This is a genomic window from Bifidobacterium myosotis, assembly GCF_002259745.1.
GTDB lineage: Bacteria > Actinomycetota > Actinomycetes > Actinomycetales > Bifidobacteriaceae > Bifidobacterium > Bifidobacterium myosotis.
Window position 1 is genome coordinate 243335 of record NZ_MWWW01000004.1, and the last position, 25718, is coordinate 269052.

The 25718-nt window shown below is 62.5% G+C and carries 17 protein-coding genes and 2 tRNA genes; 8 read left to right on the forward strand and 11 right to left on the reverse strand.

Translation table 11 applies throughout. From position 1 onward, the window contains the following. Positions 1–319 precede the first annotated feature (319 nt). Entirely contained in the window at positions 320–1291 is a 972-nt protein-coding gene (locus tag BMYO_RS12535) for a gamma-glutamyl-gamma-aminobutyrate hydrolase family protein (RefSeq protein ID WP_233428055.1), read from the forward strand. Positions 1292–2193: 902 nt separating this feature from the next. On the opposite strand, the gene araA is transcribed toward BMYO_RS12535, so the two are convergent. The 7 genes from araA to rplS all read right to left on the reverse strand — a co-directional run bounded on the left by araA (position 2194) and on the right by rplS (position 12059). Next, on the reverse strand, positions 2194–3711 hold the full coding sequence (gene araA / locus BMYO_RS02530) for an L-arabinose isomerase (RefSeq protein ID WP_094666997.1): 1518 nt from the start codon (positions 3709–3711) through the stop codon (positions 2194–2196). A gap of 354 nt (positions 3712–4065) precedes the next feature. Then, complete coding sequence (locus BMYO_RS02535; protein ID WP_094666998.1) at positions 4066–4758, reverse strand: L-ribulose-5-phosphate 4-epimerase; 693 nt, start codon at positions 4756–4758, stop codon at positions 4066–4068. Positions 4759–4871: 113 nt separating this feature from the next. Next, on the reverse strand, positions 4872–6518 hold the full coding sequence (locus tag BMYO_RS02540) for a xylulokinase (protein WP_094666999.1): 1647 nt from the start codon (positions 6516–6518) through the stop codon (positions 4872–4874). A 680-nt stretch (positions 6519–7198) separates the two neighbouring features. Beyond that, a complete protein-coding gene (locus tag BMYO_RS02545; RefSeq protein WP_094667000.1) occupies positions 7199–8314 on the reverse strand; it encodes a LacI family DNA-binding transcriptional regulator in 1116 nt (371 codons plus the stop codon). Positions 8315–8825: 511 nt separating this feature from the next. Further along, on the reverse strand, positions 8826–9626 hold the full coding sequence (locus BMYO_RS02550) for a ribonuclease HII (protein ID WP_420807285.1): 801 nt from the start codon (positions 9624–9626) through the stop codon (positions 8826–8828). 411 nt (positions 9627–10037) lie between these two features. After that, positions 10038–10898: a signal peptidase I gene (lepB, locus tag BMYO_RS02560; protein ID WP_420807286.1), complete on the reverse strand. Its 861-nt coding sequence runs from the start codon at positions 10896–10898 to the stop codon at positions 10038–10040. Between the two features lie 795 nt (positions 10899–11693). After that, a complete protein-coding gene (rplS, locus tag BMYO_RS02565) occupies positions 11694–12059 on the reverse strand; it encodes a 50S ribosomal protein L19 (protein WP_094667001.1) in 366 nt (121 codons plus the stop codon). 1122 nt (positions 12060–13181) lie between these two features. On the opposite strand from rplS, the gene BMYO_RS02570 reads away from it, so the two are divergent. The 4 genes from BMYO_RS02570 to BMYO_RS02585 all read left to right on the forward strand — a co-directional run bounded on the left by BMYO_RS02570 (position 13182) and on the right by BMYO_RS02585 (position 17123). Next, complete coding sequence (locus tag BMYO_RS02570; protein ID WP_094667002.1) at positions 13182–14066, forward strand: aldo/keto reductase; 885 nt, start codon at positions 13182–13184, stop codon at positions 14064–14066. 11 nt (positions 14067–14077) lie between these two features. Further along, positions 14078–14689, forward strand: a complete 612-nt coding sequence (locus tag BMYO_RS02575; RefSeq protein ID WP_094667003.1) for an HAD family hydrolase — start codon at positions 14078–14080, stop codon at positions 14687–14689. 263 nt (positions 14690–14952) lie between these two features. Then, positions 14953–15591: a hypothetical protein gene (locus BMYO_RS02580; RefSeq protein ID WP_094667004.1), complete on the forward strand. Its 639-nt coding sequence runs from the start codon at positions 14953–14955 to the stop codon at positions 15589–15591. A 53-nt stretch (positions 15592–15644) separates the two neighbouring features. Next, positions 15645–17123: a class I SAM-dependent rRNA methyltransferase gene (locus BMYO_RS02585; RefSeq protein ID WP_094667005.1), complete on the forward strand. Its 1479-nt coding sequence runs from the start codon at positions 15645–15647 to the stop codon at positions 17121–17123. Between the two features lie 1223 nt (positions 17124–18346). Here BMYO_RS02585 and pgi read toward each other — a convergent pair. Further along, on the reverse strand, positions 18347–20047 hold the full coding sequence (gene pgi, locus BMYO_RS02590) for a glucose-6-phosphate isomerase (protein WP_094667006.1): 1701 nt from the start codon (positions 20045–20047) through the stop codon (positions 18347–18349). Positions 20048–20542: 495 nt separating this feature from the next. Between pgi and BMYO_RS02595 the strand changes: the two genes are divergently transcribed. The 3 genes from BMYO_RS02595 to BMYO_RS02605 all read left to right on the forward strand — a co-directional run bounded on the left by BMYO_RS02595 (position 20543) and on the right by BMYO_RS02605 (position 22051). Further along, a tRNA-Thr gene (locus BMYO_RS02595) sits at positions 20543–20615 on the forward strand. 64 nt (positions 20616–20679) lie between these two features. Further along, positions 20680–20761 (forward strand) — tRNA-Leu (locus BMYO_RS02600). Positions 20762–21049: 288 nt separating this feature from the next. Further along, positions 21050–22051, forward strand: a complete 1002-nt coding sequence (locus BMYO_RS02605) for an AEC family transporter (RefSeq protein ID WP_094667007.1) — start codon at positions 21050–21052, stop codon at positions 22049–22051. 119 nt (positions 22052–22170) lie between these two features. Here BMYO_RS02605 and BMYO_RS02610 read toward each other — a convergent pair whose 3' ends face one another. From BMYO_RS02610 to rph, 3 genes are all read right to left on the reverse strand, one after another. Then, positions 22171–23424: an aminoacyltransferase gene (locus BMYO_RS02610; RefSeq protein WP_420807279.1), complete on the reverse strand. Its 1254-nt coding sequence runs from the start codon at positions 23422–23424 to the stop codon at positions 22171–22173. 298 nt (positions 23425–23722) lie between these two features. Continuing rightward, positions 23723–24496: a non-canonical purine NTP pyrophosphatase gene (locus BMYO_RS02615; RefSeq protein ID WP_094667009.1), complete on the reverse strand. Its 774-nt coding sequence runs from the start codon at positions 24494–24496 to the stop codon at positions 23723–23725. 381 nt (positions 24497–24877) lie between these two features. Then, positions 24878–25642, reverse strand: a complete 765-nt coding sequence (gene rph / locus BMYO_RS02620; protein ID WP_094667010.1) for a ribonuclease PH — start codon at positions 25640–25642, stop codon at positions 24878–24880. Between the last annotated feature and the right edge of the window lie 76 nt (positions 25643–25718).

The following is a 25718-nucleotide window of genomic DNA, read 5'->3' on the forward strand; positions in this document are numbered from 1 at the left end:
GCCGAATCGGCCCGGACCATCAGGCGTCGCTCTCATCGTCGGCATTGCGCCCCTTGACAGCTCCGGACCTGACCTGTCAGACCTGCCAGACCCACCGAACCTCACGAACCTCCCCAACCACCGATTGCGCAATGTGACTTTCGGCCCCGCCCTTCGGCGTGGGTTCGGCATGAGCGTGCGCCGTTACATGGGTTCGGTACAGTGGCGGCACAGGGTGCCAGCCATGCGTCACCGGTCTTCCCCATGATGCCGCAATCCGCTTGGCCGGCACCCTGTGCTTGGCTGGGGCATGTTCGCCCGGCCAGGGGAGGAGGCACTCATGACCGTTCAACGACCATTGATCGCGGTGACGCCACTTATGGATTACGGGCGCGACAGCCTGTGGATGCTGCCCGGCTACATGGACGCGGTGATGCGGGCCGGCGGTACTCCGGTCATGCTTCCGCTGACGGACGACCCGGACATCATCGCGCAATGCGCCCAGCAGTTCGATGCGTTCCTGTTCACCGGCGGGCCGGACGTGGGACCGGATGTAGGGTCGGGTGCGGGAACGGGTATGAGCCCGGTCATGGGGTCCGATGCCGGAATGGATGCGGAGCCGGGCACCGGGCCAACCTTAGCGGCACCAGCCAAGCCGGAGGAAGCATCGTCGGCGCCGTCACCGGATTCGCCGTCTCACCCGACACTCCCGATACCGGACCGCATCCCGGAGGACGGCTCCCCCGCCCATGTGCCAAGCACCACCGGACGCAGCGAGGTGCTGAGCCCGGAGCGCGACCGGGTGGAGTCCCGACTGCTGGCCGAGGTGATGGTCGCGGACAAGCCGATTCTGGGAATCTGCCGCGGCATCCAGTTCATCAATAAGTATCTGGGTGGCACGCTCTGGCAGGATCTGCCGACCGAGCATCCCAGTGAGATCGAGCATCATATGAAGCCGCCCTACGACGCGTTTGGACATACGGTTTCCCTGACGCCGGGCACGCCGCTGGCCGACTTGTTTGCCGGACAGTCGGAGATTGCCGTAAACAGCTATCACCATCAGGCCGTGCGCGAGCCTGCACCCGGCCTTGAGGTTATGGCCACGGCTCCCGACGGCGTGATCGAGGCAATATGGCGGCCGGCCAGCCGATTCCTCTGGGCCGTCCAGTGGCATCCCGAATTCCTGTATCGCGTGGACCCGCGTTCCCAGGCCATATTCGACTCATTCGTCAGTGCGGTGTACAGATGTCATTTTGGCAGGGATACAGTTCGGCTGCATGTCGATGAGGCTGTATCGACGCTCCAAGGCTGATCAGGCTGCCCAATGACAAACGAGTGATTGCCGTGAACGCGGTACGATATCGCAAAATGGATGATTCCGACGTGCTATGTACACATTGGTGCGGTACGAAGCGCGTAATCGTGCGCTTTTCTCATATCGTACCGCACGAGTGCGGCGGACAGATTCGGCCGCCATATCAGGAATGGCCTGTTTTCGCGGTTTCTGGTTTCATCACATTGCCACGATACGGATTGACAACGATTGCTTGGGCTGTTGCACCGCAGCGCCGCGGTACAACAGCTTGAAAAGAACCAAAATCGCATATCGTACCGCGCCAGCGAATCATACCACGCCAACGATTCGCGCCATCGCCCATGAGCGACCCGTACTTTGCCAACATGATTCCGCATGATACTGCATTGCAGTATCACATCCCCATCACCGAACGGTTCATCGAATTGCGGTATCCACACCATCGCTTGGTACATCGCATCACGCCTATAAATCCCACGATGCGGAACAATCACACGCCTTCCGCATCGTCGGCAGGCCACATGATGGTATGACGGCGACCGTTGAGAATCTCAGCGTCGCCAATGGGCCAGCGAATGGCCCGGCCACACCTCGATTGGGCCAATCAACATCGCGATAGTGCCACGGACTGGATCATCAGCGACGGTACAGGCACCATCGATGGTGCCGGCAGGCCAGACTATGGCCCGTCGGCGACGGCCAAGCGGCATTCCGTCAGCGGGGAGCCAAGCCATGGCCCTTCTGCGACGCAATCGCCAATAACGGGCGGAGATAGGTAACAGACACGACACAACACAACACAACACAACACAACACAACACAACACAACACAACAAAGGGCCGCCCCGGTTCCCCGGAACGGCCCTTATCAGAGGCGTTTAAAGCGCTGGCTTAACCAATCAGTGACGGTTGTCGAGACGGTGCACCATCTCGGACAGCTCCAGCTCCTTCTCGAACTGGCGGGCGGTGGTGTTCTCGTCGATGACGGCGAGCTCGACACCGGCGATGCGAGCGAAGTCCTCCCAAGCCTCACGACCGACGGAGGTGGTCATGCAGGTGTGGTGGGAGCCGCCGGCGGTGATCCAGCACTGGACGGCGGTCTTCAGGGACGGCTTCGGCTGCCAGACGGCGCGGGCGCACGGAAGCTCCTTGAGGGAGCCCTGCGGCTCGACGACGTCCACGACGTCCATGAGCAGGCGGAAGCGCTCGCGCACGTCGGACATGGAGACGACGACCGCGTCCTTCTTCGGCTTGCCGGAGAAGACCAGACGGACCGGGTCGGCCTTGCCGCCGATGCCCAGCGGGTGAATCTCCAGCTTCGGCTTGGCGATGGTGCCGATGGACGGGGAGACCTCGAGCATGTGGGAGCCCATGTCGAGCTCGTCGCCCTCGGTGAAGTTGTAGGAGTAGTCCTCCATCAGGGAGGCGCCACCCTCAAGGCCGTAGCCCATGACGGCACCGATGCGCACGAGCACGGCGGTCTTCCAGTCGCCCTCGGCGGAGAAGCCCCAGCCGTACTCGGACGGGAAGCGCTGCGGGCCAACGCCCGGCAGCTGCGGGAGGGCGCCGAGGTCCTCGAAGTTGTCAACGCCGGCGGTGCAGCCGTTGGCGCGCATCATGTTGACCATCGCGGCCTCTTCCTTGGCGGCGATGAACAGGGAGTCGTACTTGGCGTCCAGCAGGGCCGGATCGACATCGTACTTGGCCTTGTAGTCCTCGATGATCTCCTTGACCTGATCGTCCTTGACGGCCTCGTACGCGGCGACGAGCTCGTTGACGGCCCAGGTGTTGATGGAGGCGCCGAAGACGCGCTCGGCCTCGGTCTTGTCGCCCTCGGTGACGGCGACGTTACGCATGTTGTCGCCCCAGCGCATGACCTTCATGTTGTTGGAGGCGTCCCAGCCGGCGCAGGCGCGGGCCCAAGTGCCGACCTTCTCGGCGACCTCGGGGTCGGTGTAGTGGCCGACGACGATCTTGCGCTTGATGCCGAGACGGGAGACGATGTAACCGAACTCACGGTCGCCGTGGGCGGCCTGGTTCAGGTTCATGAAGTCCATGTCGATGGTCTCCCACGGAATCTCCTTGTGGTGCTGGGTGGCCAGCTGCAGCAGCGGCTTGGTCAGCACTTCGAGGCCACGGATCCACATCTTGGCCGGGGAGAAGGTGTGGCACCAGGTGATCACACCGATGACGTTCGGGTTGGCGGAGGCCTCGACCATGAACTCCTTGACGCCGTCGGAGGACTTCAGGGTGGGCTTGAGGACGATCTTCGCCGGAATCTTGCCGGTGTTGTTCAGGTAGTCGACCATTTCGGCGGAGTGGATGGCCACCTGACGCAGGGCCTCCTCACCGTACAGGTCCTGCGAACCGACGCCGAACCAGATTTCCTTGCCCTCGAAGGGGTTCTCCATAACCATGGGTTACTTCCTTTACTTCATTGTGATGGATGAATCACATTTTGGTCGACTTCGCAGTCGGACCAAAAGTCTTATTTACTTATTGATCGGTAGGTCTCTTCCCCACCCGTAGTCAAAGACAGCCTGCGGCTGGCCTTATATCAGCTCGCTGTCGCTCGCCTTCGCCTACAAACGCCTCTGGCGTTTGCTTTACGGCTCAGCCCCTCATCAGAGGGGGCCAAAGGAAAGCCCTCAGTGCTGCTGGCGCAGTCATCGCGTCAGCGACGGCTTGGCGTGTGTGTCCGCAAGGCGCACCGAGGGAAGGCGTGCGAAGGCACGTCGACCGAGGAGCAACGCCGCGGACACTCCGCCAAGTCAGTGCTGGCCGTAGACGTTCTGGTAGCGGTCGTTCAGCTTATCGATGTCGGCCTGGTCGATCTCGATGATCTCGCCGAGCTGACGGGCGGCCCACATGGTGTGCGCGACCTCCTCGGTCATGGCGGCGGCCTTGACGGCACCCTCAGCGTCCTTGCCGATCGTGAACGGACCGTGGTTCTGCATGAGGACGGCCGGGGACTTCGGGTACTTCTTCAGGGTCTCGACGACGCCCTTGCCGATGGCCTCGGAGCCGATGAGACGGAACGGGCCGACCGGCACCGGGCCGCCGAACTCGTCGCCCATCATGGTCAGGCCGCAGGGGATGTTCTGACCGGTGGCGGCCCAAGCGGTGGCGTAGGTGGAGTGGGTGTGCACGACGCCGTACACGTCCGGCATGTTGCGGTAGATGTAGGCGTGGGAAGCGGTGTCGGAGGACGGGGCCTCGGAGCCATCGACCACGTTGCCCTCGAGGTCGCACACAACCATCGAATTCGGGGTCAGGTTCTCGTAGCGCACGCCGGAGGGCTTGATCACCATCAGGTCGGCGGTGTGCAGACGCTGGGACACATTGCCAGCGGTCCACACGACCAGGTTCCACTTGATGAGCTGCTGGTGCAGGTTGGAGACGACCTCGCGAACCTGCTTGACCTCGGCGCGAACCTCGGGGCCGTAATCAGCCAAAGTTGCCATTGTTGGTTTTCCTTTCCACTGTCATGGATGGACGTTTGCTTCAAATACTGTTTTGGGTCTCTCCTCCGGCCGCCTCCCTCTAAGGAGGGGAGGCCGAAAGGAGAAAGGGAGACTTACTTGTCTTCGAGATCGATGGACTCGATGGCGGTGTGCTCGATGGGCAGACCCTTCGAGAAGCGGGCGAAGAAGTCCTCGAAGCCGACCACGTCGGAGGCCACCGGAACCTCGGTGGTGGACTTGGCGTCCTTGAACACGCAGCCGTCAAGGAAGTCGGCCAGATTGGTGTGGTCCTCGTTGGTGTTCCACAGGTAGTTGGCGAGCACTGCCATGCCCCATGCGCCGCCCTCGGCAGCGGTGGACATGACCTTGATCGGGGTGTTGAACGCGGCGGCCAGAATGCTCTGCGCCACCTTCGGGGTGGTGAAGATGCCGCCGTGGCCCACCAGGGAGTCCACCTGAACGTGCTCCTGCTTGGTCATGACGTCCATGCCGATCTTGACCGGGGAGAACGCGGAGAACAACTGGGCGCGCATGAAGTTGCCGAGGGTCATGTGGGCCTCGGGGCTGCGGGCGAACAGCGGACGGCCTTCCGGCAGACCGGCCAGGAACTCGCCGGAGCGGAACGGGTAGTTGAGCAGGCCGCCGCAGTTGGCGTCCACATCGTCGGCGATGGCGGCTCGGAACAGCGTGCCGTACAGCGTGCCGGCGTCCACCGGGGTGCCGATGGCCTTGGCGAACTCGCCGAACAGGCCGACCCACGCGTTGAGGTCGGAGGTGAAGTTGTTGGCGTGGCTCATGCCGGCCAAATCACCGGCCGGCGTGGTGACGAGGTCGACCTCGGGGTGGAGGGCCTTGAGCTTGTGCTCGAGCACGACCATCGCGAAGATCGAGGTGCCAGCGGAGACGTTGCCGGTACGCACGCGCACGGAGTTGGTGGCCACCATGCCGGTGCCGGCGTCGCCTTCCGGCGGGGCGAGCACGATGCCGGGCTTCAGGGTGCCGGACGGATCGAGGAGCTTGGCGCCCTCCTCGGTCAGCTCACCGGCCGGGGTGCCGGCCACGAGCGGGGTGGGCAGCAGGTTCTCGAGCTTCCACGGCTGGGCCGCGACCTCGGGCAGGGCGTCGAACTTCTCGATGAACTCGGTCTCGTAGGTGTGGGTGGTCGGGTCGATCGGGAACATGCCGGAGGCGTCGCCCACGCCGAGGACCTTCTTACCGGTGAGCTTCCAGTGCACGTAGCCGGCCAGCGTGGTGAAGTACGCCACCTTGGAGACGTGCTCCTCCTTGTTGAGCACGGCCTGATACAGGTGGGCGATGGACCAGCGCTCGGGGATGTTGTACTGGAACAGCTCGGAAAGCTTCTGGTGGGCTTCGGAGGTGTTGGTGTTCTGCCAGGTGCGGAACGGCACGAGCAGCTCGCCGTTCTCGTCAAAGGCCAGATAGCCGTGCATCATGGCGGAGAAGCCGATGTGACCGATGTGGGTCAGCTTCTCGCCGTAGGCGGTCTCCACGTCATTGGCCATGGAGGCGTACGCGGACTGCAGACCACCCCAGATCTCCTCGGTGGAGTAGCTCCACAGACCGTCCTCCAGATGGGAGGCCCAGCTGTAGTCACCGGAGGCGATGGTGCGGAAGTCGTCGTCGATGAGGACGGCCTTGATGCGGGTGGAGCCGAATTCGATGCCGAGCGTGGTCTTGCCCGCGCGGATCTTCTCGGCGATGGTCGCGACCTGTTCGGCCGCGTTGTCGATTGCTGCCATATCTATCCTTTGCCTCGGAACGCCTGGGCGCAAACCCCCTCTTTGGGGTGGCTGTTAGCGCTCACAATTTCCACAAGCCATTGTACCGATAACCCGCATTCGACACAACTTATACCGTGTCACGAAAGATAACGGTTCGATAACAGAGGTGCTTGGCTGTCGGTTTTCGGCGTTAAGCCGCCGTTCCAACGCGGTTCAAACGCCACACTGCCGGATTCCGATACCAAACTGCCGGATTCCGCTGCCGGATCCTGATGCCAAACTGTCGGATTCCAATGCCGGATCCTGATACCGGATTCCGATGCCAAACTGTCGAATTTCCACCGTTGGCTGTCGGACCTCGACCAAAGACTGTCGGACCTCGGAGCCAAACTGTCGGACCTCGACGCTTGAGTGTCGGACCTCGTACATATTTCGTACGAAACCCGACAGTCAACGGTCGAGGTCCGACAGTCAAGTGCAGAAACCCGACAGCCAACGGTAGAAATCCGACAGCCTTACGACGAAAACCGACAGCCAAATCGAGGACACGTCGAGGACCGACAGCCAAGCGTCAAGGACACGTCGGAGACTGGCAGCCAACCAGCGCCAGCGAAAACCGGCACAGCAAGCCAATACAGAAACCCTACATAGCCAAAGGCTATGCGTAGTGCAGGAACCTTAACGCAGGAAGCCCACCGCTACCGACGCGGCGCGGGCCCCAGCGAGCGCCGCCCCACCACCTTGGCGGGGATCAGCCCCACGCCGTGCTGACTGCTGAGGAACGCTGGCTCGCCGCCCTCCCCCAGCAGCCGCAACGTCTCACGCATGGCGGCCACACCCAGTCCCTCGAAATCGGGGCGGACCGTGGTCAGCGGCGGATACATGTTGTCCATGCCGGACATGTCGTCGAAGCCCACCACGCTCACGTCCTGAGGAATCCGCACACCGTGCTCATGCAGCGCGCGGCAGATGCCCATGGCCTGATTGTCATTGGCGGACACCACCACAGTGGGCAACGCGGCACCGCGCTGACCGTATTCGTCCAGCAGATGGTTCATATGGGCGTACGCCTCGTCCGAATCCCAGGTATGGCAGCGCACGATCTGCGAATCGATGGATTTCGCGGCGGAAAGCTTGCGCCAGGCGTCCAGTCGCGTGTGGGCGTCTCGCCATTCATTGGGCCCGGCGAAATACAGGGCCGATTTGTGGCCGTATTCGGCGAGCAGCCGGACCACCCTGCCCATGGCATCCCACTGGTCGATGCCTACGAGCGAGGTGCGGCGACGGTTGTCCGAGGGAATCAGGCTCAGGCCCTCGCGCACCGTCACCTGACCATGGGTGGAGGTCACGATCACGCGGGGCTGCGTCACGCCGGCACGGCAAGCGGCGGCGAACATCACATCCGTCGGCGTCAGGAAGATGAAGGCGTCCACGTTCTGTTCGTTGAACGTGTCGCACAGGTTGTCGAAGTCGGCTTGGGTGCACAGCGCCTCATGTACCATCATCACGCTCATGAACAGGCCGTGGTCGCGGGCCATCGATTCGATGGAGGTGATGGCGGAAATCGGGCCGAAGAACTTCAATCCTCCGGCGATGAGCCCGATGGTGCGCGAACGGCGTGACGCCAGGGCACGCGCGGAATTGGACGGGCGATAGCCGAGCTGCTCGATGGCCGCCTGCACGCGGGCGCGCGTGGCGTCGGAGACGTCCGGTGAATTGTTGATCACGCGGGAGACGGTCTGATGACTGACACCGGCGAGTTTGGCGACCTCGAACATTGAGGGGCGTTTGCTTGGTCTGCGGCTGGTTACCATTACTACCGAACCTTCCCGCTGGCGGCCAGCGAACGTTGCATGGCCGAACTGCTGTTCTGTACAATATCGACTTTAGCGCGTTCCGTCGGGTTGTGCGTTAGCGCTCACAATATCGTGTCGCGCCGCTGCCTCCAGGCCGGAGACCACGGGCGCATCGAAGACGCTCGAGAAGCGGGGCGCCGGCACAGGGCATCGGCCCCTAAGCCGGCAGCCCCAGCTTGGCACTGGTAGCATCGCCGGGATGGCAGCTTTCCGCCAACGTACGCGACACACACGAGTGGTCTGCCTCACTAATAATTGAGGGGTTCAGCTTCTGTCTCTCCCCCAGTCAGCTTCGCTGTTAGCCCGTCCTGCAATTAAGGACGCACTGCGCGCGACATGCTGGCTCGCCTGTCGGCTCGCACGTTGCCCGTAAACGGCTCTGCTGTTTGCTTCACGGCAACGGTCCGTCAGAGGGGGGGCCAACACCACTCAGATAATTACCAGACAGATCACGAGTACACATGAGGCGTCAGGTGAGGTGCCAGGAGAGCCGATGCAGCGGCGTGGGGCCAAGTTCGGCGATGGCCGAACGATGGGCGGCGGAGCCGTACCCCTTGTTATGGTCCCACTGGTAGGGCGCGTACTGCGGATTGTCGTGCGCGATGTCGACCATGAGCCGGTCACGGGTCACTTTGGCGATGACCGCCGCGGTGGCGACGGTGGCGCAATGACGGTCGCCCTTGACTTTGGTGGTGACGCGCGCCGGAACCGGCACGTCGGGCGCGTCGAAGGTGCCGAGCGCCTTGGTGATGTAGTCGCTTGGCCCGTCGAGGATCGCGGCGACTCGGATGGGACCGTCAGCGCAGGCGGCGCGGGCGGCTCGTTCGGCACCCACCCCCAGCTGCCGTTCCACGTCGGCCAAGGCCCGCAACGACGCGACGCCGAGGGCATAGGTGATGCCCCACTCATCGATTTCGTTGTTGCTGGCACCACCCACCGCGTATGCGGCGCACCAGTCGCGCAATTCGTCGAAGATGGCCTCGCGTCGGTGTTCGGTGAGCAACTTGGAATCGGCCACGCCATCCGGCACGGTCAGGAAACGGCGTCCGGGAGCGGGCGGCTCGTCGTGAGAACCGGAATCGTTATCCGCAATCTCTGTGACGCCGTCAAAACCGGCGGCACCGGTAGCATCCCCGCCGTGCGCGGCATGGTTGGCGCCATGGTCGCTACTATCGCCGCCATCGCCGGTATCGCAGCTATCATCGTCACCGTCATCCTCGCTGGACAGCGGTTCAAGATCGCGCGCCCAGATGGCAGCACAGCCGACCATCACCGGGCCGGCGAGCGCACCACGGCCGACCTCGTCGAATCCGACGATCAGGTCGTAGCCGTCGGCGGCGAGGCGTCGTTCCATATCAAGCGTCGGCGTAATCACAGGCATTGGCGCTCCCCTATCGTTCGTGCGGTTCGTGGCGGATTGGTTGGCGGGATTTGAAGATTGCGGACGTTCGCGAGCGACGGCGCCGGGTCCAACGGCGATTCGCCGCGCGATGGACGACTCGGTCAATCACCAATCGATGAGCGCCTGCCATAGGTGTCGGATAGCGGACGAACGCCACCGACCAGCGGAGCTAACGCCAAGCGCCGGCCACCGACAAGAGCGGCACCGTCACCCTCGTCAATTATTGGCCCGGACAGAACAGGCGGTTTGATTGATGCCCCGCCGGCGGCTTACCCCCGGCTACTCCCCCGACGCGGTGCCCGCCGGCACGGCATCGAACACCTCGTGATGGGCATCGATCAGACTGATGCGGTCGAGCGGCCAGTAACGCACGAATCCCACGCCGACCACATCGGAGATGGGCACCAGACCACGGTCGGCGTCGTCCTGATGGTACCGGGAATCGGCGGAGTTGGCGCGATTATCGCCCATGACGAAGATATGGCCTTCGGTCACGGTCACGGAGAACGGGAAGGCGCTGGGCTCCACGCCGGGGCGGATGTACGAGCTTTCGTTGATGGCCACGCCGTTGATGGTGACCGGCTGCCCCGCGCCCTTGCACTCCACCACGTCGCCGGGCAGACCGATGAGTCGCTTGATGAGGTAGCCACCGCCGAAACCGCTGCTCTGCTCCTCGCTGAGCCAGTTGTTGGGATCCTTGAAGACCACCACATCGCCGCGCTTGAGGTCGAAGACCTTTGGGGTGAGCTTGCTGGCCACCACACGATCGCCCGGCACCACGGTGTCCATCATCGAACGGGAGGGGATTTCATAGAAGCCGACCAGCAGGATGCGAATCAGCAGCACGATGAGCACAGGCACGCCGCACCACAGCAGGAAGTCGCGGAAGGTGAACCGGTCGTTGGATTTCGTTTCGGCGCCGGCAGCCGCATCGGTAGCGGTGGAGGAGCCGTCGGGCTGCCGTCGCCCGCTGCCGTCGGCGTGACCGGCGGACTCCGCGGACGGCTCAGCGGCATAGGCCGCATGCGGCGGAACCGCAGGCGGAACCGGGGAAACATCCACGCCATGATCGGCCACTTGGAAGGTGCGCGCATCGCGGGCGGCGGACTCGGCGTCATCGATCGCGCTGGAGTCGGACACGAAGCCGTTCACGTCGTCAGCGCCGTCGATATCGGCATCACCGGCGACGCCATTGGCACTGTCCTCGCCGGCATATGCATACGAATCATACGGATATTGGGAAGCCGCGGCTTCGTTCTCATTGCGGGCGAAGTCGGATTGATCGGGTTCCCGGCGTTCGCTCGGGTCGTCGCCCTCGACTCCGGCTGCGGAGGTATCGGAGGAACCGTCGCTGGGCGCGGGATCGCGGAAATCAGCGGATACGATCATTCCCGCATCGGTAAGGCTGGAATCATACGATTGGACGCGCAGGGACGGCACGGCCGGAAGTTGCACGGAGAGCAGAGGACCGGATGACACGCCCTCAGCGACCGGCGCGTCCAGAGCATGTCCGTCCGCCGACGTCTCGCCGCTCGGCATGGCGGCGGACGACGCGCCCAACGAGCGTTCGTCTGCGGACTCGCCGGGCAAGGTGTCCGTGGACGGTGTCTCGGCAGATACCACTTCCACGGGCACAGTCTCAGCCGCGGGTGATTCCACGGGAGCTGCAGCACTGCCGGTATCCGTCGGTTCCACGCCCGCCGGTGTCTCAGAATCCGGGAATACGCCGTTGTTGCCCTGATCGTTCTGCATGCCGTCTCCTCATGAATCATCTGATGCGCATTGCGCCGAACCCACCGATTCGCGTCTATCATACGCGGCCACAATGAAAACAGCCCGGACCGTAAACGGTTCCGGGCTGAATTTCACGGTTTATTCGCGCGGGTCACTGACGTGAATCACGCGGCCAAACCGAAGTCATAGTGCGGCACAAACTCACTTGGCGGAGTTGTCGCGGCGCTCGACGATACGAGCGGCCTTACCGCGCAGAGCGCGCAGGTAGTACAGCTTGGCACGACGCACACGACCCTTGCGCACGAGCTTGATGGAGTCGATGGACGGGGAGTGCAGCGGGAAGCGGCGCTCCACACCGGTGCCGAAGCTGATCTTGCGGACCACGAAGGTCTCACGCACGCCAGCGCCCTTACGAGCGATCACCACGCCGGTGAAGGTCTGGATACGGGAGTTGTTGCCTTCCTGGATCTTCACGTTCACGTCGACGGTGTCGCCGGGACGGAAGGCCGGGATCTCCTCGGCCGGCTTCAGGTGCTTGGCGTCAAAAGCCTCAATAGCGTTAACCATTGTTGTTCCTTCAGTGCTGCCGCATATCAGTCACCGGTCAGGGCGCACACACGACACCACACGATGCCCCTGCATATGCGCCGGATTCCTAATCCCGCACGGATTCGCCCGCACGGGTGATGCCAATCCGCCGGGAATCGCGCCTTGCGGCGGCCCGACTGGACCTTATGCGGTACAGGTTTATGCGGCGACCCGTTCCGCGACACAGCAATCGTCTAATGTACATGTCGGCCTCGACACCGGCAGGCCACAGGCATCGCGTTGCAGGCACCGCGTTGCGGACATGCCGGAATCGCGCCACATACACCAATGACCGTCAGTGACCAATGACCGTTGACTGTCGGTTCTCAACGCAACACTGTCGGATTTCAACGCATACGTGTCGGTTCCCGACGCAACACTGTCGGATTTCAACGCATACGTGTCGGTTCCCGACGCAACACTGTCGGACCTCGTACACCATATGTACGAGGTCCGACAGTCAAGCGTCGGGAACCGACAGTCAAACATCGAAATCCGACAGTCATGAGGACGGCAAGGCCCAATAAAACATCCGTAATCGCCCGACTGGTGTCCCGCATCGGAAATTCGTAACGAATTAACCACGTTGTAGTCCAGCTCCCCTGACACGGGGAGACAAGAACGACATAAATGGGCTTCTGACGCGGGATACTCAGGTCAGTACAGTCCGCAAAGTCCTCGGACCTATCGGTCGATGGACTCGTTGACCTGCTGGATGGCCTTCAGCGCCGATTCCACCGTGGCGTCGCCGGTGTAGATGCTCTGCAACAGATCCGAGAATCAGAGTATCGCCTCAGAAGCCACACCGAGGCATCGGAGGACATTCCCACCAGCGGTTTGTATCACCGGTAATTGAGGATTGAGATTCTGCCTCTCCCCAGCCGCCCGCGCCTACCCGGCCGCTTCACGAGTCGGGCAACTCCCCCGCGTCGCAACGCATCATGCCTATGCTCGGGTATGGTGTACGCGCGCGTTCCGCTCGAGATGCCGCGCACATGTTCCCGTCCACTTCCGAACACGAGGCTTGGATACGGCGCTCGACATGGCGTTTGATATGGCGAAGGCGGAAACGACGACGACAATGCGAGGAGGGCATGGCATATGGCAGTTGAGAAGACCGGCCAGAGGGCCGCAATACCGACTGTGACGCTGCACGACGGCACAACGATGCCGCGGCTGGGCATGGGTACGTGGCATCTGGCTGAGGGCCGCCGCCCTGAGCGGCAGGAGCTCGCCGCGCTGCAGGCTGGTCTTGACGCCGGAATCACGCTGATCGACACCGCCGAGATGTATGCCGACGGACGCGCGGAATCATTGGTGGGCCATGCAATCGCGGGACGCGACCGGTCCCAGCTGTTTCTGGTCTCCAAGGTCTACCCGCATAACGCCGGGCGCGCGCATCTGCGTCGCAGCCTGGAGGCGTCGCTCAAGCGGCTCGGCACCGATTATCTGGATATGTATCTGCTGCACTGGCGTGGTTCGGTGCCACTGGTCGAGACCGTGGAGTGCATGGAACAGGCCAAGGCGGACGGGCTGATCCGCAACTGGGGCGTGTCGAACTTCGACACCGATGACATGCGTGAACTGTTCGGCGTTCCGGGCGGCGACGACTGCGCGGTCAATCAGGACCTCTATCATCTCGGCTCGCGCGGCGTGGAATTCGACCTGCTGCCGTGGATGGACGCGCACAACGTACCTCTGATGGCGTACTGCCCGCTGGCGCAAGCGGGCACTTTGCGCGACGGCTTGCTCGATTCGCTCGCCGTGCGCGATATCGCCACGGCACACAACGTCGAGCCCATGCAGGTGCTGCTCGCATTCGTGCTGCGACGCCCCGATACCATCGCGATTCCTTGCAGCGGCAGCGCCGGGCATGTGCTCGACAATCTCAAGGCGCTTGATATCGCGCTTGGCAAGGACGAGCTCGCGGCGCTGGACGACGCATTCCCCGCACCGACGAGCAAAGAACCGCTCGACATGGAGTAGCATAGCCGGACATGGTCAACGACGTCATCTTTGATTTCTGCGGTGTGCTGGTGGATTGGCAGCCGCGACGCGCGTTGGACGGATTGTTCCCCAAGCAGGATATCGACGCGTTCTTCGCCGATGATGATCGCTGCGGATTCATGTATTACGACGATCTGCACGATCGCGGTACCGACTACCCCGAGCTGCTGCCCGCATACGAAGAGGAATACGGCACACGATTAGCCCAAATGATGCGCGCCTATGCGGCACACATCGATCGCACGCTGGTCGGTTTAATGCCCGGCATGCCAGAGCTACTGGCCGATCTCAAGCAGCGGGGCGTCCGCGTATGGGGATTGACGAACTGGGGCCGGGACACATGGCCCGTCATGGCGGGTCGATTCCCCCAGCTGATCGAGGCGTTGGACGGCGTCGTCGTCTCCGGCCGCGACGGCGACGGTGCCGCCAAACCGGACGAAACGTTCTTCAGCCTCGCGCTCGAACGGTTCGGTGTGGACCGCGCGACCACGCTCTTCGTGGACGATTCCCCGTACAACATCGACGGCGCACGAGCCGCCGGGTTGCCAGCCATCCGGTTCGTCGACGCCGCCGGGGTGCGCGCCCGAACCCTCGGAGCGTGACGAAACACCCAATCCCTTCCCCTCCCGCGCTTCCTTCCCCGCCTCCATTCCGCGAGCCGGACACGCCCGGTCCGCGAGCTGGTCGTCGATTGCGGCGACCAACCGCCTTGCTCTAATATGCCTTCGGTTCATTAATGTCCATATAACGGACTTTATCATTCACATAATGAACATATAACCAGTGACCGCTGAAGGGGCGGCCAACCGCGGCACGTAACTGAGCGTCCGCGGCCAAAAGGATATCAGGGTGGCGGAGGGTAATCATGGTCGCGTTTTCTCTGACGGCCAACAACGAAATCGGCCCGCAGGCCGTGTGGAAAGCGGTTCCGCTGGGACGCTTGGAATTCCCACAGGTGAGCGAACCGTATGACGGCGCATTCGATGACGATTTCTGGCCGAGCAGGCATGAAGAATACAACCGGCTCGAATGGGATGCGATGGACTGGAACGCCATCCGCAGTCAGATGAATCTGGCGTCGGACCAACTGGAGAAGCACCCCGACGCATCGCCCGACCTGGAATTCGACGTCCCTTCAATACGGGAGCGCACATTTCTGGAGATGTGGTTTGGCTACGGCGATCCGAGTGTCGAAGCCACGGCCATCAGCGGCGAGCGTACTGGTGACACCGGAAACGCCGATAACGCCGACCGCGCCAACACCATCGACAACACCGACCACATCGATACCACCAATCACACCAGTACGGAAAACGCGGCAGACCACACGACCGAATCCACGCCGGTCCGGTATCGCGTCGGTTACGGGCAGCATCGCATCTGCGCGTACGCCGACTATCCGATGGGCACGCGCGACCGCAATCTGATGCGGATTCCCGCATCGGGATTCCTGCCGACCGGCCCTCTTTCCCCAGAGACGCGCATACCCGTGCTCACGCACTGAGCACTCACTGAGCACGAGCGAGCCGGATGCGCTAGACGAACAGGACAAACGCTATGAAGACGAACAGAAATCACCCCTGTGCCGTGGTCACCGCAAAGGCCGCGCACTCGATTGAAGAGGGACATCCCTGGGTGTACGAAGGCGAAGTGAGGCGGTTCGAGCTGCCTTCAGGCGATTCATGGGACAATAACGGTTCGCTCAAGCCTGGGGCATGGGATTCGACCGGCTCCGGAGAGGCGGCGGATTCCGCACAATCCGCGGATTCCGCACAATCCAAGCAATCCGCACAATCTGCACGGCAGCAGCGCCCCGCCAACGACTTCCGCGAGCGCCGTCGTCGCAAAGAGCTCCTCAACGCACCCCAGACCGAGGACGACATTATTCCGCTCGAGGCCTTGCCCGACGGCTCAATCGTGGACGTGGTGAATCTCAAAGGTTCCTATCTCGGTACCGGCCTGCTGTCCCGGCACAGCCGCATCCGCGTGCGTCTGGTGACGCGCAACGCCAACGATGATTTCTCCCCCGCGTTCTGGGAGCGCAAGGTTCGCTGGGCATGGGAATACCGGAAAACCGTGATGGGCGACGATTTGTCCGCCTGCCGCGTGATCTTCTCCGAAGCCGACGAGTTCCCCGGTCTGATCGTCGACCGGTTCAACGATGTGCTCGTCACTCAGACGTTGTCCGCCGGCATGGAACGCCTCAAGCCTGTGGTCTTCCCGGCACTGCTCAAGGTCTTCGCCGAAGACGGGGTATCACTGCGCGGCATCTACGAGCGCAACGATGTGGCCACGCGCTCGCTGGAGGGACTGGAGCAGACGACCGGCTGGTGGACGCCTAAATCAGACGATGACACTGATGCCGATTCAGACCTGACCGTCACCGACATCACCGAGAACGGCGTCCGGTATCACGTTGACTTCGCAAACGGCCAGAAGACAGGCTTCTTCCTCGATCAGAAGTACAACCGCAGGGCTGTGGCGCGTCTGGCCAAGGGGCGGCGCGTGCTCGACTGCTGCACGCACACCGGCTCCTTCGCCCTCAATGCGGCACTCGGCGGTGCGGAATTCGTACGCGCGGTGGACGTATCCGAAACCGCCATCGACATGGCACGGGAGAACGCGCGGCTCAACGGACCGGATATCGCAGGCCGCATGGACTTCACCGTCGCCAATATCTTTGACCTGCTGCCCGAGCTGGAGCGCACGCATAACCCTGAACGCTTCGACTTCATCATCCTTGATCCGCCTGCGTTCACCAAGAGTCGCAGGACCATCGGCTCGGCTGCACGCGGCTATCGGGAAATCAATTATCGGGCAATGCGCATCCTGCCGCGCGGCGGCTATCTGGCGACCTGCTCCTGCTCGCATTTCATGGATCATGAGCATTTCAAGCGCATGCTCGCCGAGGCAGCGCAGGATGCCGGTGTGCGCCTGCGCCAGATCGAAGAGCGACAGCAGGCTCCGGACCATCCGATTGTCTGGGGCATTCCTGAAACCGACTATCTCAAGTGTCTGCTGTTCCAAGTGGTGTAGCGTGTAGCCATTCCACGACCGCGATACGGCCATGAGTAGGATGCGACGATCCGAAATCAGGCAGTCATTGCGGAAATTCCGCGCGAATCGACAACACCATACGGAACGCACCCTGCCGACCGCGCCGCGCTGCGTGCAATACCAGGCCATGTCATCCTCGAGCTCACAGCCGATCAGCCGCACACCGGCGCGCGGCCCTTCCCCTCACGCCGCTGCGATACCGGGACCAGACCCAACTTGTCGAGACCGAGCAGCACCCGGCCATCGAACGCGAAAGACCCACTGGTAAGCCGCGCGGTTTTCTTCATTTTTCTTTCACGCAACGAGGTAGTACCGAATGTGCCGAGTGCATTCGTCGGCAACAGTGACTCATCCATGGATGTGAACACACTTACTATTCGCCAATGTCTGCGGTAAGAGCGGGACGGAAATGCATTTCCCCCGATTTTGCACTTGCGTCCCGCTCTCATTTTCGCTCGCCTGTCTGGGAGCTATTGAGGAATGGCGGAATTCCAAGGATTTGCAGTCCTTGCCAGTGGGACGGAAGTGCAATTCCGCCGGTATTGCGTTTGCGTCCCGAATTCGAGCGGAACGCAAGTGCAGAATCGCTGATTTTGCGTTTGCGTCCCAATCCTGAGCCGCTGTGGAGTCGTATCGAAACCACTATGGCTCTTGACCATGCGAGGCCACAGGCACTTGACGGCCGTAGGCGGAAGAACACCGCCGTGCATTCGGCTTTAGGTATTCGGTGGGGCGAAGACTTCGGCGCCTCATATCCTGCGCCATATAATCCGTTGACTGAATCCGTTGACGAAATGACCGCCCCTCAGTCCAGCTTCGCGGGCCAACTCGCTCTGCAAATATGGACGCACTCCGCGCGCGGCTTGCCGTCTCGACTGCCGGCTCGCACGCTGTCCGCAAACAGCTCCGCCGCTTGCTTCACGGCAACGGTCCCGCAAGGGGAGCCAACGATATATTCAACGATTGCTGACGCGGGACACTAGGCCGAATGGATCTCAGACGCAAAAACCGCACCCTGATTGCCGAACCGGAATCATTCCAGTCCAGCAATCGGAGTGCGGTTTTATACCGGAAGCCCCTTCGCCAGAAGGCGCTTCCCAAGGAGATCAGAACTCGCGGGTGTGGACGGTCGCCAGACCGGCCACCAAACAAGCACTGCGCGACGCAGCGAACCGCGAGTTCTGATTGAAGCGGAGCGAAAATCAGAACTCGCGGTTCGCGCGGTAGAACTGAATCAGGCTCTGAGTGGAAGCGTCCTGAGCGGCCAGGGCGTCGTCATCCTTGGAGATGGCCGGGGTGATCTGCTTGGCCAGCTGCTTGCCGAGCTCGACGCCCCACTGATCGTAGGAGTCCAGACCCCACACGGTGCCTTCGACGAAGGTGATGTGCTCGTACAGGGCGATGAGCTCGCCGAGGGAGAACGGGGTCAGAGCCACGCCGAAGATGGAGGTGGTCGGGCGGTTGCCGGTGAACACGCGGGCCGGGACGATCTCCTCCGGGGTGCCCTCAGCGCGGACCTCGTCGGCGGTCTTGCCGAACGCGAGGGCCTTGGTCTGCGCCAGGTAGTTGCCGAGGAACAGCTCGTGCACGTCCTGGTCGCCGTCCTTGGTCGGGTTCGGGGTGTTGACGAACGCGATGAAGTCGGCCGGGATGAGCTGGGTGCCCTGATGGATCAGCTGGTAGAAGGCGTGCTGGCCGTTGGTGCCGGGCTCGCCCCAGAAGATCTCGCCGGTCTCGGTGGTGACGGGGGTGCCGTCCCAACGCACGGACTTGCCGTTGGACTCCATGGTCAGCTGCTGCAGGTAGGCCGGGAAGCGGTGCAGGTACTGGTCGTACGGCAGCACGGCGTGGGAGGCGGCCTTGAAGAAGTTGCGGTACCAGACGTTCAGCATGCCGAGCAGCACCACGACGTTCTTCTCGAACGGGGTGTTGGCGAAGTACTCGTCGATCTCGTGGAAGCCGTGCAGGAACTCCTCGAAGCGGGCCGGGCCGAACACGACGGCCAGGGAGGTGCCGACGGCGGAATCGACGGAGTAACGGCCGCCGACCCAGTTCCAGAAGCCGAAGGCGTTGTTCGGGTCGATGCCGAACTCCTCGACCTTCTCCAGGTTGGTGGAGACGGCGACGAAGTGCTTCTTGATGGCCTCGGCGCGCTGGGCGTCGTCGCCCTTGGCGATGGCGCCGTTGGCCTCGAGCTCCTCGAGCAGCCAGGTGCGGGCCTCACGGGCGTTGGTCAGGGTCTCCAGGGTGGTGAAGGTCTTGGAGACGATGATGAACAGGGTGGTCTCCGGGTCAAGGCCCTTGGTCTTCTCGGCCAGGTCGTTCGGGTCGATGTTGGAGATGTAGCGGGCGGAGATGCCGGCGTCCGCGTACGGCTTCAGGGCCTCGTACGCCATGACGGGACCCAGGTCGGAGCCACCGATGCCGATGTTGACCACGGTCTCGATCTTGCGGCCGGTGACGCCGGTCCACTTGCCGGAACGCACATCCTCGGCGAAGGCGTAGATCTTCTCGAGGGTCTCACGCACGTCCTTGACGGTGTCCTGACCGTCAACGATGTACTTGCCCTCGTCCTCGACCGGACGACGCAGCGCGGTGTGCAGCACGGCGCGGTCCTCGGTGTTGTTGATGTGCACGCCGGTGTACATGGCCTTGATGCGGTCGCCGAGCTTGACCTCGTCGGCAAGGAAGGTGAACAGGCGCAGGGTTTCCGGCTTGATCAGGTTCTTGGACAGGTCGAAGTGCAGATCACCGGCGTCGAAGCTCAGCTCCTTGACGCGGTCGGGATCTTCGGCGAACCACTTCTTGAGGTCGACGCCTTCGGCCTGGAGCTCGTCATAATGCTTCTGTAGCGCCACCCACGCGGGGGTCTTGGTGGCGTCAACGGGCGGATTGATGGCCATAGGATTCCATTCCTTTCACTTTCATCAGTGACTGGAGCGCCCTTGCACACGGCTCGGATGCGTTCCGTATCACCAAACAGAATACTCACAAATTCGGACATGAACAGAACAAAAACATTCAGTGTCCGTTTGATGGCAAGTTGGCCAACATTAGCCACCGAAATACGCCGAAATGCACCGGACCCATGCCGACCGTCGTGCACACCATCTGCTCGTCGCCCGGCGAAGGACGGGAGACATATGGCATGGCACCGCCGCAGGGACCGCCATATCCGAGTCCGTAGGGCACGAACGGGCCGGAAGTACGCGGCATACACGTTGCGCGACATGGCACGGCGGGATGCGTTAGGCTTCGACAGGGGATGCGACACAAGCCGAGAAAACCGTTCTGCCACGGCCGCGACACAGCAGCACGCCACCCGATTGGACTTTTCCAGAGAATGCCTTATACTTAATTTCTTGTGCGCGGCTGGCGAAAGGCCTACCGCGAACCAAGCCACTTTAGCTCAGTCGGTAGAGCGGCTCACTCGTAATGAGCAGGTCGTCAGTTCGATTCTGACAAGTGGCTCGAGCACCACCCTAGGTAGGTTCGTCCGCCTAGGGTTTTGCATATCAGCCGGTAGAACCGGCACGCGAGAGTGGCGAAATTGGTAGACGCGCAGGATTTAGGTTCCTGTGACTTCGGTCTTGCGGGTTCGATTCCCGTCTCTCGCACCCCTTCCGGCATCCGGCGAATCGGGCCCTTCCCGGCCGTATTGTTTTCCTGTGCGCCTTTCTGAGGTACATTCCACGCTGCTTAGGTACCTACGCGCCGACTACGCACCGACGCATCACACGCGATTCGGCCTTGCCGGCGTCCGCTGTTCTCCGGAACCTACCTAAGCAATGATGAATGCACCTAAAAATCCGCAGGCTCCTTCCGCAATCGTCCACAATGCCTTCCATACCGCGCCGCAATGCGATGGCCCCGGTTATCATGAGCATGAAGTAAGGGAGTGAACCATGTCCGCAATACTGACGCCGGTCGGCCTGTTGTTGATTATTCTGACCGGATACCTGTTCCGGCGTTTCGGCCTGTTCGGCAAACGCGATTACCGCATTCTGCAGACCGTTGAGTTCGACATCGTGCTGCCGGGTGCCATCGTGTACTCCTTCGCGACGAATCCGCACGACATCTCGCTGCTGTGGATCTCCGTATTCGCCTTCTTCTGCTCGCTGCTGCCGGTGGTGTTCATCTTCCTGACCACGCGGCGCCGCAATGTGACCGACCGTGCCTTCCTGATGCTCAACGGCGCGGGCTTCAACCTCGGCTGCTTCTGCTTCCCGGTGGTCCAGTCGTTCTGGGGTGCAGGTGCCGTGGTGCCGGCAGCCATGTTCGATATCGGCAACTGCGTGATGGTGGCCGCCGGCACCAACGTGCTCACCCAGCAGCTCCTGCACATCCAGCCGGGCAAGACGCTCGCGGAACAGCACGCCGGCGCGGCGCCGACCCTGCCATATGTCAAGCCGAAGGACAAGGACGCCAAACGGCTCGCTCGGCGCGCGCTGTGGCGGACCATCGGCAAGAGCTTCTTCGGTTCCGTGCCCTTCGACACGTATCTGCTGATGATCGCGCTCACCGTGTTCGACGTGCATGTGCCCGCATGGATCGCCACGTTCTGCCAGCCGCTGAGCAACGCGAACGCCTTGGTCTCGATGCTGATGGTGGGTATGCTCATGGATCTGCCGCAGTCGAAGCACGATGTGAAGGAAGTGCTTGCCGTGGTGGCATGGCGTGTCCCGTTCAGCATCGCCTTCGCATGCGCGGCGTGGTTCCTGCTGCCGTTCTCCGCATCGATACGCGCGGTTGCCGTGATCTGCACGCTCGCGCCGATCGCCATCTTCTCGACGCTGTTCACCGACAAGGTGCTCGGCAACGCCAAGCTCGCCGGCTTCTCACTAGCGCTGACGGCCATGATCTCGCTGGTGCTCATGGCCATAGCCCACATGCTGATGGGCGTGTGAGGGGTGCTGTCGCGGCAAACCACGTCGTTTACCGCGACAGCACCGAACATGCGGAACGCCGGTCGCCGATTGCCTTGAACTCGGCAGAACGACGGCGCCCGCGAACGCCCCGCATACGCCTAGCGCTTCAGCACCTTATGGGCCAGCTCGCTCACGCCGAACCGCAGTTTGTCCACCGGCAGCGTGAACTCGCCGAGCAGCTCCTCAACGTTGCCGTTGAAGCCCTGCTTGAATTCGAGCACGCCACGCCCCTCATCATCCGGATCATCGAAAATTCCATCGATGCCGTAGAAGTTGTATCGGTTCACCCCGCGCTCCACACACAGGTGCAGCATGGCCTCGTATTGGATGAGCGCCGAGGCATAGAACGGCTTGTATCGTTCCACACTGCCGGAGAAGAGGTACACCACCTCATTCGGGTGCTCCACGAACAACGAGGCCGCAGCCGGCAGCACATCACCGTCCTTGGCGAACTCGGCGGCCTCGGCCAGACGCTTCTCCGCAGCCGCGAGATTACGGCCTTCCTCGCCCAACTGGCGTTCGATGCGCGTGGTGGGGCGCTCGTCGTATTTGGCCTGGAGTCCTTCCACCTTGGCCTTGAGCGCATCACGCTTGGCGGTCATATCCGCCAGATACTCGTCAAGATGGATTTCGGCCACCATGAAATGCGACTTGTCGCCGAACGCCTGCTTGAACTGACGGAAATACTCGAGCCCGCGCCCGCGGAAGTGACGGCGTTCTGCGGTGGCCGTCTCGATCTTCTCGAATACGTCCAATTCGTCGATGCCCAACTCACGCACGCGCACACCCATCGACAGGGAGCGCTTGACGCTCCACTGCGTACGCTTATCGAACGACTTCATCAGGGCCGGGCCATCGCCGAGACCGGTCAAATCCTTGACGTACACCCAACGATTCACCACCGCACCGTAGCCGCGCGTGAACCCGGCATGCCGCCATCCCAAGGATTCGTACGCCTTCAGGGACGCATCGTCCGGCGTGCCGTCGGGCTCGCCCTGGGAGTCGCGCTGCTGATACACCAGATTCGGCCAGCAGATCACGGACACCGCATGATGGCGGCGGGCGGACCGGCGGATTCCGTCGGTCATCGTCGCAAGCAATCCCTCATCGTGCGCATCGCACAGGGGGCCAAGCCAGATGTATCCGCGTTCCCCGAATCCGCCGCGCTCATAGGCGATGGAGCAGGCGGCTACCAGCGCCCCCTCACGACGCACACCCACGAAGTCGAAGGCGTCGGCATGATGTTTGGCGACGTTCACCATCCCCAGACTCTGCTGGAAGTTGCCCTGCGGATGGTGCATGGAGAATTCATCGAACTCTTCCGGAGTAATGGTCACAATCTCGTATGTCATTGATGTCTCAGTCTTATCCGTCTTATCCATAGTCATTGCCGCACTCAATATTGCCGCACTCAACGGGACAGTATTTTACGCACCACAGGATGCGTGCGAGGCGATCCTCCACTCCGCCCGCCGTATGGACGGCACCGGACACCGACGGGCGACGGTGGGATACGAGTGCTGTTGCACGAAAATCCTGGTATGCAAGTCGGCGATGACCGCACATGGCCGGACGGCGGGCTGAATCGAACCCGCCAGCCTGGCACCCACCGCCCGGCCGATGCGTCGGCTTGTGATGTCCAGTTGCCGCTCAGTCCGCGGACTTCAGCAGCGCCTCAATGGCGGGAACCAAAGCCTTGAGCGCTTTGCCGCGATGGGAGATGGCGTTCTTCTCGGCCGGCGTCATCTCGGCGCTGGTCAGCGGCTCGCCTTCGTAATCGGGCTCGGTGCTGGTGCGTCCGGGCTGGTCGTCAGGCACGAACAACGGGTCGTAGCCGAAGCCGTGCTCGCCGCGCGGCTTGTGGATGATCCGCCCCGGCATCTCCCCCACCTCAACGGTTTCGGACTTGATGGCGTAGCGGCCAATCACCGCGGCTCCGGCAGAGACCCCCGTAGCGGCAACGGCCGAGGCGTCGGCGGCCTCCCGCGGATTATCAACGCCGGTCACGTCCACCCCGGCCTCGACGTCCGGCACCACCAGAGCCGCGGCACAACGGAAGCGCGCGGTGCGCTTGGCGTCCGGGATGTCCTCGATCTGCGCGAGCAGCAGCGCGTTATTGGCCTTGTCATGACCATGCGCGCCGGCCCAGCGGGCGGAGAGGATGCCCGGCGCGTTGCCCATCACGTCAACGATGATGCCGGAGTCGTCCGCGACGGCGGGCAGACCGGTGCGGCTCGCCACGTCACGGGCCTTGAGCAGCGCGTTCTCCTGGAAAGTGACGCCGGTCTCCACCGGGTCGGGCAGATGCAGGCTGCCGGCCGAGACGAGCTCGATGCCCGAGGCATCCTCGCCCAAATCCTCCTCGAGGATGCGGCGGATTTCCACCAGCTTGCCTTCGTTGTGGGTGGCGACGACGATTTTCATATGCATCTCCTCTGCTCCTCTGAATGTATAGGATTGTGTCGAATATATCGAATGTATCGGTGACGCGGAAATGTCGGCGGACGCGGACCGGGACGGAAAAGGCCGGAATCGACGGTATGTTCGCGGCCTGACGAGGGTCACGCGTACTTACCGTCGATTTGGGGACGATTTCCGACTGTATGTATGCGAGACCTTCGTTAAGACGCATACTTACCGTCGGCGACCGCGCCGGCGGGAGCGCACTGCAGGCACTACCCGTACTTGGGCATCAGCGACCGCGCTCGGACGGCAACGACGTCAACGGCAACGGAGCCGGACGAATCGTGAGTGTCGGGCGCGAGCGCGAGACGCGAAAACGCAAGACACGAGACGCGAAACGCCTCAGTCCAACGCCAGAGCGGCGCGCTGGGCGGCCTGCAGCTCGCGGTTGCCCTTTTCGGCGAGATCAAGCAGCGTGCCCAGCTCGGCGCGGTTGAACGGACGATGCTCGGCGGTGCCCTGAATCTCGATGAACGTGCCCGAACCGGTCATGGCCACGTTCATGTCGGTCATGGCCTGGCTGTCCTCGATGTAGGGCAGGTCCAGCATCGGCGTGCCGTTGATCACGCCCACGGAGACGGCGGACACCGAATCCTTGAGCACCTTGGCGGCGGACTTGATGTGGTGGTTGCGCTCGGCCCAGTTGAGCGCGTCCACCAAGGCAACGTACGCGCCGGTCACCGAGGCGGTACGCGTGCCGCCGTCCGCCTGCAGCACGTCGCAGTCCAGCTGAATCTGATTCTCGCCCAGCGCCTTCATGTCGACCACGCCCCTCAGGCAACGACCGACCAGACGGCTGATCTCCATCGTACGGCCGCCAAGCTTGCCCTTGACCGACTCGCGATCGGTGCGCTCGGAGGTCGCGCGCGGCAGCATCGCGTATTCGGCGGTGACCCAGCCGAGGCCGGAGTCCTTGCGCCAGCGCGGCACCGTGGGCGTGAACGTGGCGGTGCACATTACGCGCGTGTTGCCGCATTCGATCAGCACGGAGCCTTCCGGCGCGTCGGTGAAGTGCCGGGTGATCCTGACCGGGCGCAGCTCGTCGACCTGACGTCCGTCGGCGCGAATGATTTGATGTTCCTTCAACAGATCCTTGATTTGAGCCATACGCCCATCGTACGCCGAGCCGTGCGCGCCGGCCGGAAACAGCAAGGGCCACAGGCGACTACACTTATAGTCATCG

Coding starts and splice junctions, on each gene's coding strand:
- BMYO_RS12535 (WP_233428055.1), top strand. CDS start 320: ATGACCGTTCAACGACCATTGATCGCGGTGACGCCACTTATGGATTAC.
- araA (WP_094666997.1), bottom strand. CDS start 3,711: ATGGTTATGGAGAACCCCTTCGAGGGCAAGGAAATCTGGTTCGGCGTC.
- BMYO_RS02535 (WP_094666998.1), bottom strand. CDS start 4,758: ATGGCAACTTTGGCTGATTACGGCCCCGAGGTTCGCGCCGAGGTCAAG.
- BMYO_RS02540 (WP_094666999.1), bottom strand. CDS start 6,518: ATGGCAGCAATCGACAACGCGGCCGAACAGGTCGCGACCATCGCCGAG.
- BMYO_RS02545 (WP_094667000.1), bottom strand. CDS start 8,314: ATGGTAACCAGCCGCAGACCAAGCAAACGCCCCTCAATGTTCGAGGTC.
- BMYO_RS02550 (WP_420807285.1), bottom strand. CDS start 9,626: ATGGTCGGCTGTGCTGCCATCTGGGCGCGCGATCTTGAACCGCTGTCC.
- rplS (WP_094667001.1), bottom strand. CDS start 12,059: ATGGTTAACGCTATTGAGGCTTTTGACGCCAAGCACCTGAAGCCGGCC.
- BMYO_RS02570 (WP_094667002.1), top strand. CDS start 13,182: ATGGCAGTTGAGAAGACCGGCCAGAGGGCCGCAATACCGACTGTGACG.
- BMYO_RS02575 (WP_094667003.1), top strand. CDS start 14,078: ATGGTCAACGACGTCATCTTTGATTTCTGCGGTGTGCTGGTGGATTGG.
- BMYO_RS02580 (WP_094667004.1), top strand. CDS start 14,953: ATGGTCGCGTTTTCTCTGACGGCCAACAACGAAATCGGCCCGCAGGCC.
- BMYO_RS02585 (WP_094667005.1), top strand. CDS start 15,645: ATGAAGACGAACAGAAATCACCCCTGTGCCGTGGTCACCGCAAAGGCC.
- pgi (WP_094667006.1), bottom strand. CDS start 20,047: ATGGCCATCAATCCGCCCGTTGACGCCACCAAGACCCCCGCGTGGGTG.
- BMYO_RS02605 (WP_094667007.1), top strand. CDS start 21,050: ATGTCCGCAATACTGACGCCGGTCGGCCTGTTGTTGATTATTCTGACC.
- BMYO_RS02610 (WP_420807279.1), bottom strand. CDS start 23,424: ATGACATACGAGATTGTGACCATTACTCCGGAAGAGTTCGATGAATTC.
- BMYO_RS02615 (WP_094667009.1), bottom strand. CDS start 24,496: ATGAAAATCGTCGTCGCCACCCACAACGAAGGCAAGCTGGTGGAAATC.
- rph (WP_094667010.1), bottom strand. CDS start 25,642: ATGGCTCAAATCAAGGATCTGTTGAAGGAACATCAAATCATTCGCGCC.